Genomic DNA, 11,441 nt, shown 5'->3' with positions numbered 1-11,441 from the left:
TATAGAGTTTTCCATTGCTATGCAAGTATTATTATAAAAAAATAAGAGGAGGAAAAATCCCCCTCTTATTCTTCAGAAGAAACCTCTTCATTAGATTCCTCTTCTTCATCTTTCTGTGCTTTTGCTACCGTCGCTACCTCTTGCTCATCCTCTAATCGAATTAGACGAACACCTTGTGTATTACGTCCCATTTGAGAGATTTGATCAACTGGCATACGAATAATAACACCTGCTGCCGTAATTAACATGATATCTTCTTCACCTGTTACAGATTTAACAGCTACTAATTTACCGTTTTTATCTGTAATATTACAAGTCTTCAGACCTTTACCACCACGGCTTTGTAGACGGTATTCATCAATAGGTGTACGTTTTCCATAACCATTTTTCGTTACGATTAGAACATTTACATCCTCTTCGACAATTTCCATACCTACAACTTGATCTTCATCACCTAATGTAATTGCTTTTACACCAGCCGCATTACGTCCCATAGAACGCACATCTTGCTCGTTAAAGCGAATTAACATACCATTGCTTGTTCCTACAATAATATCCTTATCACCAGATGTTAAACGTACAGATATTACTTCATCCTCTTCACGAAGAGAGATGGCGATTAAACCATTCGTACGTATATTTGCAAATGATGAAAGTGGCGTCCTCTTAGAAATACCTTGTTTTGTTGTGAAGAATAAGAATTCATCATCACCAAATTCACGAATTGGAATAATGGCGTTAATCCATTCACCCTTATCTACACCTAATAAGTTAATAATAGGTATACCTTTTGCTGTACGACTATACTCTGGGATTTCATATCCTTTCGTACGGTATACTTTCCCTTTATTAGTAAAGAATAAAATGTGATCATGCGTAGAAGTAGTTAATAAATGCTCTACGAAATCATCATCATTTGTTCCCATTCCTTGCACACCACGTCCACCACGGTTCTGTGTTTTGTACGTAGAAGCCGGTAACCTCTTAATATAACCATTATGAGTTAACGTAATAGCGATGTTTTGCTCTGGAATCAAATCTTCATCTTCAATAAATTCCATGCCACCAATTGTAATTTCCGTTCGTCTCTTATCATTGAAGCGTTCTTTTACTTCCGTTAATTCTTCACGAATAATCTCAAGAACTTTCTCTTCATCTGCTAAGATTGCTTTTAATTCAGCGATTAATTTCATTAAGTCTTGATATTCTTGCTCAATTTTTTCACGTTCTAATCCTGTTAAACGTTGCAGACGCATATCTAAAATTGCTTGTGCTTGTTTCTCACTTAAACCGAAACGTTCCATTAAGCCTTGTTTTGCAATATCTGCTGTTTTCGAACTACGAATTAATGTAATAACTTCATCTAGATGATCTAGAGCAATTCGTAATCCTTCTAAAATATGAGCACGTGCCTCTGCTTTTTCTAATTCATAAGCAGTACGTCGACGAATTACTACCTTCTGATGCTCCAAGTAATGATATAAATTTTGTTTTAAATTTAGTACTTGTGGCTCTCCATTTACAAGAGACAACATATTAATACCGAAACTTGTTTGAAGTGCTGTATGTTTATATAGATTATTTAATAGTACATTGGCATTGGCATCACGGCGTACTTCCATAACAATACGCATACCGTTTCGATCTGACTCATCACGTAAATCCGTAATACCTTCAATTTTCTTATCACGAACTAATTCTGCAATTTTTTCAATTAATCGCGCCTTATTAACTTGATAAGGTAGTTCAGTTACGAGAATAGATTGTTTACCATTTGACTTCTCTTCAATTTCAACTTTAGCTCGAAGCATAATAGAGCCTCTACCTGTTTCATACGCTCTTCGAATCCCACTTCGTCCCAAAATTAAACCTGCTGTTGGAAAATCTGGTCCTGGAATAAACTCCATTAATTCCGCAATCGTAATGTCGGGATTATGGCTTAGTGCCAATACACCATCAATTACTTCACCGAGTTGATGCGGTGGAATATTCGTTGCCATACCTACCGCAATACCCGTCGTACCATTCACTAATAAATTAGGGAAACGCGCTGGCAATACAATTGGCTCTCTTTCAGAACCATCATAGTTATCTTGATAATCAATCGTATTTTTTGAAATATCACGTATTAATTCCATAGAAATCTTAGACATTCTTGCTTCTGTATAACGCATCGCTGCTGCTGAATCACCATCAACAGAACCAAAGTTACCATGCCCATCAACAAGCATATAACGTTGACTAAAATCTTGCGCCATACGTACCATCGTCTCGTAAACAGCTGAATCACCGTGAGGGTGATACTTACCGATTACTTCACCGACAATACGCGCTGATTTTTTATACGCTTTATCAGCTGTAATTCCTAAATCATTCATCGCATATAAAACCCTACGATGCACAGGTTTTAATCCATCACGAACATCTGGTAATGCACGAGATACGATAACACTCATTGCGTAATCTAAAAACGAGGTACGCATTTCATGACTAATATTAATTTCTCGAATTCGTGCTTGTTGTTGATTGTCTGACATCAACCAGCACCTCCTCTTACATTTCCGTTACACATACATTGATTTATATGTAGAAGACAGGAATACTTAGATTCCTGTCATTACCCATTTAAATATCAAGGTTTTTCACGTATTTTGCATTTTCTTGGATAAAGTTACGACGTGGCTCTACTTTATCTCCCATCAAAATTTCAAATGTTTCATCCGCTTCAATTGCATCTTGAAGTGAAACTTGAAGTAATGAACGTACTTCTGGGTCCATTGTCGTCTCCCATAACTGAGTTGGATTCATTTCCCCTAGACCTTTATAACGCTGAATCCCCGGCTTAGGTTGGGCTGGTAATTCAGCTAAGATTTTTTCAAGTTCCTTATCATTGTAAGCATATTGAATTTTCTTACCTTGTTGTACTTTAAACAAAGGTGGCTGTGCAATATATATATAACCGCACTCAATTATTTGACGCATATAGCGATAGAAGAACGTTAATAATAGGGTACGAATATGCGCACCATCAACATCGGCATCCGTCATAATAATAACCTTATGATAGCGTGCTTTTTCAATAGCGAAGTCTCCGCCGATATTTGTACCAATCGCCGTAATAATTGTACGAACTTCATCATTTGATAAAATCTTATCTAAGCGTGCCTTTTCAACATTAATAATTTTACCCTTCAGCGGTAAAATTGCTTGGAAATGACGATCGCGCCCTTGTTTTGCAGACCCACCCGCAGAGTCACCCTCTACGATATAGATTTCACTAATTGCTGGATCTTTAGAAGAACAGTCTGCCAATTTCCCTGGTAAACTTGAAACTTCTAAAGCACTCTTTCGGCGAGTTAACTCACGAGCCTTTTTAGCTGCTACACGCGCACGCGCTGCCATCGTCCCTTTATCTATAATCTTACGTGCAACATTCGGATTTTCCAGTAAGAACTTTTCAAATGCCTCTGAGAATACTGACTCTGTAATTGTTCTTGCTTCACTATTTCCAAGTTTCGTCTTCGTTTGTCCTTCGAATTGTGGATTTGGATGTTTAATTGACACAATCGCTGTTAAACCTTCACGAACATCTTCACCAGTTAAATTACTATCCGCATCTTTTAAAATATTATTTTTACGACCATAATCGTTGATCACACGAGTTAAGGCTGTTTTAAATCCTACCTCATGTGTACCACCTTCATACGTATGAATATTATTTGTAAATGAGTAAATATGATTTGTGTATCCTTCGTTATATTGAAGCGCAACTTCAACCTGAATACCATCTTTTGAACCCTCTACATATACAGGTTCTTCATGAATTGGCTGTTTTGAACGATTTAAATGTTCAACATATGATTTAATTCCACCTTCATAATGGAATTCTTTCTTCTGTTTATGTTCACGTTTATCTTCAATTGTTAATTTAATATTACGATTTAAAAATGCTAATTCGCGCATACGAGTTGCTAACGTATCAAATTCGTATACTATTGTTTCCTGAAAAATTTCTGGATCTGGTTTAAATCGAGTTATCGTCCCTGTTTGATCTGTGTCACCAATGACTTTTAAATCCGCAACCGGGATACCTCTTTCGTATTTTTGATAATGGATTTTGCCTTCACGATGTACAAATACCTCTAGTTCTGTTGATAGAGCATTTACTACAGATGCCCCAACACCATGCAAACCACCGGAAACTTTATAACCGCCACCGCCAAACTTACCACCAGCATGAAGAACGGTCATTATAACTTCTACAGCAGGACGTCCCATTTTTTCTTGTATACCAACTGGAATACCACGTCCATTATCCGTTACAAGAATACTATTATCTTCTTCGATACTAACGTTAATTTCATCACAATACCCTGCAAGTGCTTCATCAATACTATTATCGACGATTTCCCACACAAGATGGTGAAGTCCTTTTCCACTTGTAGATCCAATATACATCCCAGGGCGTTTTCGAACCGCTTCTAATCCTTCAAGTACCTGTATCTGACTTTCATCATATGAGTTTTCTTCCATTTGCTTTTGTTCCATTGACACAAAGATCACCTACTTTTCCATTTAAATAGGGATTACGCCCTATCTATTTCACAATCTACCGTGCCGTTCGTTACATGAATTGTTTTCGCTTCTTTTAATGTTTCGTGTTCAATTCCGTCGACACTCGTCGTTGTCACAAATGTTTGCACTTTTCCTTGAATTGTATTTAACAGATGCGATTGACGATAATCATCTAATTCTGATAATACATCATCCAATAAAAGAATCGGATATTCCTTAACTTCTGAGTAAATCAATTCAATTTCAGCTAATTTTAGGGACAGTGCGGTCGTTCGTTGTTGTCCTTGCGAACCAAAGACTTGAACATTTTTACTATTAACGAAGAATTGTAAATCATCACGATGAGGACCAATTAAAGTCGTACCACGGAAAATCTCACGTTGTTTCACAGATTGAAAATTTTCATAGTATACTTCTTTTATTTTCGACAAATCCATTGATTCTGATACATCTACACTTGGTTTATAGACAATTTCTAATTCTTCTAATCCACGGCTTATACCGCGATGAATTGGAGCTGCCCATTCTTGTAGTAAATGCAAAAACTCAAACCGTTTTTGCAATATTTTTGCACCATGCTCAATAAGTTGAAGTGTAAATACATCCAACATCGTTTCCTCATTCTTACTATTCCCTTGCATCTTTTTCAGCAAGTGATTTCGTTGCGTGAGCACCTTTTGATATTGACTCAATTCATACAAATAGATTGGAGCTATTTGGCCTAATTCCATATCTAAAAAGCGTCTTCTTACTTGAGGGCTTCCTTTTACAAGATTTAAATCTTCTGGGGCAAACATGACAACATTCATCATACCAATATATTGACTCAATTTTTGTTGTTCAAGTTGATTTAATTTTGCCTTTTTACCTTTTTTCGAAATATTTAATTCCAAAGACAAAGAACTATTTCTCTTTTGTAATTTCCCTTTAATTTGACCGAAGTCTTCATCCCAACGGATAAGCTCGCGATCATTAGAGGTTCTATGAGATTTCGCCATCGCTAAAACATAAATAGCTTCCATCAAATTCGTTTTCCCTTGTGCGTTTTCACCGATAATCACATTCACTTTATCTTCAAAGGAAAGCTCTAACTTTTCATAATTGCGATAGTTTTTTAATTGTATTTCTGAAATAAACAAAGGGCTCCCCCTTTATGCCTGAACTTGGAAACTTCCGCTTCCTGGAATTTCAATAATATCGTTCGCATATAATTTGCGACCTCTTCTATTTTCAAGTTCTTGATTCACGTACACTTCATATTCTTGTAAAAACCATTTTACAGCGCCACCTGTATCAATTACATCGGCTAACTTCAAAAATTGTCCTAGTGTAATATACTCTGTTGAAATTTTAATACGTTTCATAAAATCGCTCACTTTCTGAAAGTGTTCATTCTTTCATTGTACTAAATAAACTAACATTAGGAAAGTAATACCCAAAAATCAAATAAGGGCTACTAGTATCTGAAAACTAGCAACCCTTACTTCTTACTTAGTAAGTACGAACCGGTAAAATTAATTGAATAATGGACTCATCATTTACTGTACGAATTAAGAATGGTCTCATCGCACCAGTAAAGCTAATTTTAATTTCAGTACTATCTAAAGCTTTTAGTGCATCCATCATATATTTTGCACTAAAAGATATTTTTAACTCTTCCCCATCCACTTTTTCACATTGAACTTCTTCTACTACTTTCCCAATTTCTGGTGAATTCGAAGAAATTTCTAGCATTTCCTGTTCTAAAGTTGATAATTTTACAACATTATTACGACCATCCCTTGCTAATAAAGATGCACGATCAATTGCTTGTAAAAATTCTTTTGTATTTACAAAAATATCTGTTTTACTTTCGGCTGGAATTAAACGAGTTGTATCCGGATAATTACCTTCTAACAATCTTGAGAAGAATAATAAATGCTTTGTACGGAATAATACTTGATACTCCGTAATAACGATATCTACCATTTCTTCAGACTCATCTAGAATTTTGCTTAATTCATTTAAGCTTTTACCTGGAATGACAACACTCGCTTGAAATTCATCTGCGATTCCTTCGATTTTTGCTTTTCGAAGAGCTAACCTGTGACTATCTGTAGCAATGCAAGTTAATTCGCTGTTATATACTTTCCAGTTTACACCTGTCAAGATCGGTCTTGTTTCAGAAGTGGAAACTGCAAATACAGTTTGTCTGATCATATGTTTCAGTAAATCTGTTGGAATCTTAAAAACATGGTGTTCTTCAATTTGTGGTAACAATGGATATTCAGCAGAATCTAAACCATTTAAATTAAACTCTGATTTTCCAGAAATTATTTTTGTCATAAAATGATTTTCCACAGAAATTTCGACAGTCTCTTTAGGTAATTTTTTTACAATCTCACTAAAATATTTTGCTTGTAAAATAATACTTCCTGATTGTGCTACTTCTACGATCTCTTTTCCATTGTCTTCAACTGGGATAAAAGATTCAATAGAAATATCAGCATCGCTTCCTGTTAACGTAACTCCTTCTTCCGTAGCGACAACTTTAATTCCTGTAAGGATCGGAATTGTTGTACGAGAAGAAACAGCCTTCATTACATCTTGTACACTTCTTACAAGATAGTCTTTTTGTATTGTAAAACGCATAAAGAAAAACCTCCGGTAAGTATAATATTTTATTTAATTAATAAAGATAAAAAATAGTAGTAATAGTAATAGGGGCTGTGGATATGTGGATAACCCTGTTAAATGATGTAAAAACAGTCTATCTACATGTGGATAGACTGTGCGTAAAACAAGGGAAGTTATTCACACTATTCAGCTACTACTTTAAAATATCGTTAATTTCTTCAACTTGTTTTTGTAATTGCGTATCCGTTTTAAGCAGCTTAGAAATTTTTTCATGAGCATGGATAACTGTTGTATGATCACGTCCACCAAATTCTTCACCGATTTTAGGTAAGGAGTAATCTGTAAGTTCGCGTGATAAATACATTGCAATTTGGCGAGGGAAGGCAACTGATTTTGTTCGCTTTTTCGCCTTGAAATCTTCCAGTTTTATTTGATAAACGTCCCCGACAGCCTTTTGAATATCATAAATGGAGATAATTTTTGGTTTAGAATTTGGAATAATATTTTTAAGTGCTTCAGCTGCTAAATCAGCATTAATATCTTTGTTAATTAAAGATGAATAAGCTACAACTCGGATAAGTGCACCTTCTAGTTCACGAATGTTTGAATCAATTTGATTTGCAATATAAAGCATAACCTCATTTGGTATATCGAGTCCTTCAGCCTTTGCTTTTTTACGTAAAATTGCAATTCGTGTTTCTAAATCTGGTGGCGTAATATCCGTAATGAGTCCCCATTCAAAGCGAGAACGAAGACGATCTTCTAAAGTTGGAATTTCTTTTGGTGGCCGATCACTTGAAATTACAATTTGTTTACTTTCTTCGTGTAATGCATTGAATGTATGGAAAAACTCTTCTTGAGTTTGTTCTTTTCCTGCTAGAAATTGAATATCATCTATCAATAAAACATCTACATTACGGTATTTATTACGAAAATCGACCGCTTTATTATCACGAATAGAATTAATGAATTCATTTGTAAATTTTTCTGATGATAAATATACAACCTTTGCGTTTGGGTTATGTTCAATTACATAATGACCAATTGCATGCATTAAATGGGTTTTTCCGAGTCCAACTCCCCCGTAAATAAAGAGTGGATTATATGCTTTAGCTGGCGCTTCGGCTACGGCCAATGAAGCAGCATGAGCAAAACGGTTACCAGAGCCAATAACAAATGTATCAAACGTATATTTTGGATTTAGCATACTCTGTGGTAAATGATTAGAATCATCTTGTGTTGAATTTGGTTTAGAAGGAGGAAGATCAATCTCCTCTTCAGCTTGACTTTGGGGAATAATAAAGCGAATAGCTAATTTTGCCCCCGTTAAATCATAAAGTGTTTCCGAAATTAGCTCTGAATAATGAGATTCTAACCAATCACGAGCGAATTCATTTGGAGCTGTAATTGTTAACACGTCTTTCTTTAAATTATGTGCGGTTGTTGATTTTAACCATGTTTCATAACTTGGTTTACTGACCTTTTTTTCTAGTTCTTTTAAGGCGCTGTTCCATAAATCAGAGATGTTTTCCAAAGGTGTCCCTCCTTTACTAAGATGGTAAAAGAATAAGGTTGCGCAACAAATGTACAACCTAAATAAATATAAAATGTATATTTATACGAAACGTATTTTAAAACCTAAAAACGTCGTTTGTATATGAGATAGGGTTTTCGACAAAAAAAGCAAATGTGGATAAGCATTTACCCACATGTGATTAAAACTGTCCACATGTTATACACAAATTGTGGATAAGATAAAGGTGTGGAAAACTTATTCAAAGTGAAAACACAACTATAATATCAAAAAAAAGTAGCTATAGCAATGAATTTAAGAAAGTTATCCACAAAATCAATACCTTGTGGAATAAACTTGTCCACAACACGATATACTGTGTAAAAGTACGAAAAGGGTTTGTGGATATAAAAACCAAGAAAAAACATTTATCCACAAGGAAATATAGGGTCTGTGAAAAAGTATGTGAATAGGTTCAAAATGAATATTTGATGAAAATTTCGAGAACCATTGACATTTTCCTAGTTGATTAACTATAATTTATAGGACTGTCTTTAACAGATATTCCTCAGGGAGGTGTCATATAATGAAAAGAACTTACCAACCAAATAAACGTAAGCGCAGCAAAGTACATGGTTTCCGCAGCCGTATGAGCACAGCGAACGGACGTAAAGTGCTAGCAGCTCGTCGTCGTAAAGGAAGAAAAGTATTATCTGCGTAGACCACTGATCGTTCAGTGGTCTTTTTTTCTAATAATAGTGAATTTCCACTGATGAACTACAGGAGTGTCAATTGATATGAAGAAAAAATATCGTATAAAAAAGAATGATGAATTCCAGACGGTTTTTCAAAAAGGAAAATCGAATGCTAACCGTCAGCTTGTTGTCTATCAACTAGATAAGGGAGAGCAGCCAAACTTTCGTATTGGCCTTTCTGTCAGCAAGAAAATAGGAAATGCAGTAGTGCGTAACCGAATTAAACGTATGATTCGCCAGTCGATCACAGAATTAAAAGATGAGATAGATTCTGGAAAAGATTTTGTTATAATAGCAAGGAAGCCTTGTGCAGAGATGACATATGAAGAATTAAAGAAAAGCTTAATTCATGTCTTTAAACGCTCTGGTATGAAAAGAATAAAAAAGTAGCGTAAGGAAATGAATTACACTATATACATACCGAAACAAGGAGGAGCAGGCTTTGAAAAAGAAAATAGGTTTACTAGCCATGGTTATTGCATTAATGGCAATTGCTACTGGCTGTAGTGAAGTGAATCAGCCGATTACACCGAAAAGTACTGGAATTTGGAATGAATATTTCGTATATCCGCTTTCTCAGTTAATTACGTATTTTGCCAACTTATTTGGTAGTAATTACGGTTTAGCAATCGTTGTTACAACTCTTATCATTCGTTTTGCATTATTACCATTAATGATTAAACAAACGAAGAGTACGAAAGCAATGCAGGCGTTACAACCAGAAATGGTTAAGTTAAAAGAGAAATATAGTTCTAAAGATCAAGCAACACAGCAAAAACTACAACAAGAAATGATGCAGTTATATCAAAAAAATGGTGTAAACCCATTAGCAGGATGTTTACCAATATTCATTCAGATGCCTATTTTATTCGCGTTTTACCATGCGATTATGAGAACAGCAGAAATTAGTAAGCATACATTTTTATGGTTCGATTTAGGGCAGGCAGATCCGTACTATATCTTACCGGTTGTTGCGGCAATTACGACATTTATTCAGCAAAAGCTTGCAATGGCAGGAACAGCTGGTCAAAATCCGCAAATGGCAATGATGATTTGGCTTATGCCAATTATGATTTTAGTCTTTGCAATTAACTTCCCAGCTGCATTATCACTTTACTGGGTTGTTGGTAATATCTTTGGTATCGCTCAAATGTACTTGATCAAGGGGCCAGAAATTAAGGCTAGTAAGGCAGAAGGATCAAGCAAGTGAGTGTAATTACTGCTAAAGGACAAACAGTCGAGCTGGCAGTACAAGATGCTTTAAGGCAACTAAATGTTCTAAAAGACCGAGTAGATATAAATATTATCGATGAGGGTAAAAGAGGGTTCCTAGGTTTATTTGGGAATCGACCTGCAGTAGTAGAAGTTGTATTGAAGAAAGATCCGATTCAAGAATGTGAAGAATATTTAAAAAATATTATTCATGATATGGGTGTGGAAGCTGAGATTAGTAAAATTGTAAAAGGACGCGAGGTTGAATTTACAATTTCTGGCGAAAACATAGGTGTTTTGATTGGTAAAAGAGGAAACACCTTGAATTCTTTGCAGTATTTAACAAAACTTGTGGCGAATCGTAGTACGAAGCAGTATATTGGCATCACACTAGATGCTGAAAATTATCGTAGTAAAAGAAAAGGTACATTAGAAGCACTTTCTTATCGATTAGCAAAACAAGTAGTAAGTACGAAAAAAAGAGTTGTGTTGGAGCCTATGCCATCTTTTGAACGAAAGATTATCCACCAAGCATTATCTAATCATCAAAATATCATTACAACTTCTGAAGGAAAAGAACCACATCGACATGTTGTAATATCTTCCAAGTGACCGGTTACTCAATTGAGTGCCGGTTTTTTTGAGGGGAAAATAGGTGTGGATAACTAAAAAAACACTAAACTTATCCACTGTGAATAAGTTTAGTGTTTTTCACATGAGGACATAATAAAATGAGTTATTATTCTTTTGTAGATAGGTTCGTTATGGTA

At 35.3% G+C, this 11,441-nt stretch carries 10 protein-coding genes; 4 read left to right on the top strand and 6 right to left on the bottom strand.

Going from position 1 to position 11,441, the window contains the following annotated elements:
- Positions 1 to 65: 65 nt before the first annotated feature.
- From gyrA to dnaA, 6 genes are all read right to left on the bottom strand, one after another.
- Positions 66 to 2,537, bottom strand: coding sequence for a DNA gyrase subunit A (gene gyrA, locus QCI41_RS17965; protein ID WP_001282859.1), 2,472 nt, complete (start codon positions 2,535 to 2,537; stop codon positions 66 to 68).
- 88 nt (positions 2,538 to 2,625) lie between these two features.
- Positions 2,626 to 4,548: a DNA topoisomerase (ATP-hydrolyzing) subunit B gene (gene gyrB, locus QCI41_RS17960; protein ID WP_000435974.1), complete on the bottom strand. Its 1,923-nt coding sequence runs from the start codon at positions 4,546 to 4,548 to the stop codon at positions 2,626 to 2,628.
- A 38-nt stretch (positions 4,549 to 4,586) separates the two neighbouring features.
- Positions 4,587 to 5,714, bottom strand: a complete 1,128-nt coding sequence (gene recF / locus QCI41_RS17955) for a DNA replication/repair protein RecF (protein ID WP_000470742.1) — start codon at positions 5,712 to 5,714, stop codon at positions 4,587 to 4,589.
- A gap of 12 nt (positions 5,715 to 5,726) precedes the next feature.
- The gene (gene yaaA / locus QCI41_RS17950; protein ID WP_000821366.1) at positions 5,727 to 5,939 is read right to left on the bottom strand and encodes a S4 domain-containing protein YaaA; all 213 of its coding nucleotides are present in this window, start codon (positions 5,937 to 5,939) and stop codon (positions 5,727 to 5,729) included.
- 127 nt (positions 5,940 to 6,066) lie between these two features.
- Positions 6,067 to 7,206, bottom strand: a complete 1,140-nt coding sequence (dnaN, locus tag QCI41_RS17945; RefSeq protein WP_001212890.1) for a DNA polymerase III subunit beta — start codon at positions 7,204 to 7,206, stop codon at positions 6,067 to 6,069.
- Between the two features lie 178 nt (positions 7,207 to 7,384).
- Positions 7,385 to 8,725, bottom strand: a complete 1,341-nt coding sequence (gene dnaA / locus QCI41_RS17940; protein ID WP_060487893.1) for a chromosomal replication initiator protein DnaA — start codon at positions 8,723 to 8,725, stop codon at positions 7,385 to 7,387.
- A gap of 565 nt (positions 8,726 to 9,290) precedes the next feature.
- On the opposite strand from dnaA, the gene rpmH reads away from it, so the two are divergent.
- The 4 genes from rpmH to jag all read left to right on the top strand — a co-directional run bounded on the left by rpmH (position 9,291) and on the right by jag (position 11,283).
- On the top strand, positions 9,291 to 9,425 hold the full coding sequence (gene rpmH, locus QCI41_RS17935; protein WP_000831901.1) for a 50S ribosomal protein L34: 135 nt from the start codon (positions 9,291 to 9,293) through the stop codon (positions 9,423 to 9,425).
- A gap of 76 nt (positions 9,426 to 9,501) precedes the next feature.
- Entirely contained in the window at positions 9,502 to 9,849 is a 348-nt protein-coding gene (gene rnpA, locus QCI41_RS17930) for a ribonuclease P protein component (protein WP_000731505.1), read from the top strand.
- 52 nt (positions 9,850 to 9,901) lie between these two features.
- The gene (spoIIIJ, locus tag QCI41_RS17925) at positions 9,902 to 10,669 is read left to right on the top strand and encodes a YidC family membrane integrase SpoIIIJ (protein ID WP_000726758.1); all 768 of its coding nucleotides are present in this window, start codon (positions 9,902 to 9,904) and stop codon (positions 10,667 to 10,669) included.
- Complete coding sequence (gene jag / locus QCI41_RS17920) at positions 10,666 to 11,283, top strand: RNA-binding cell elongation regulator Jag/EloR (protein ID WP_075311742.1); 618 nt, start codon at positions 10,666 to 10,668, stop codon at positions 11,281 to 11,283. Before spoIIIJ ends, jag begins: the two co-directional genes overlap by 4 nt.
- Positions 11,284 to 11,441 lie beyond the last annotated feature (158 nt).

The organism is Bacillus cereus group sp. MG4, assembly GCF_040460055.1.
In the GTDB taxonomy this organism is placed as follows: Bacteria; Bacillota; Bacilli; order Bacillales; family Bacillaceae_G; genus Bacillus_A; species Bacillus_A wiedmannii.
This window is presented reverse-complemented; position numbering and strand designations above follow the sequence as displayed.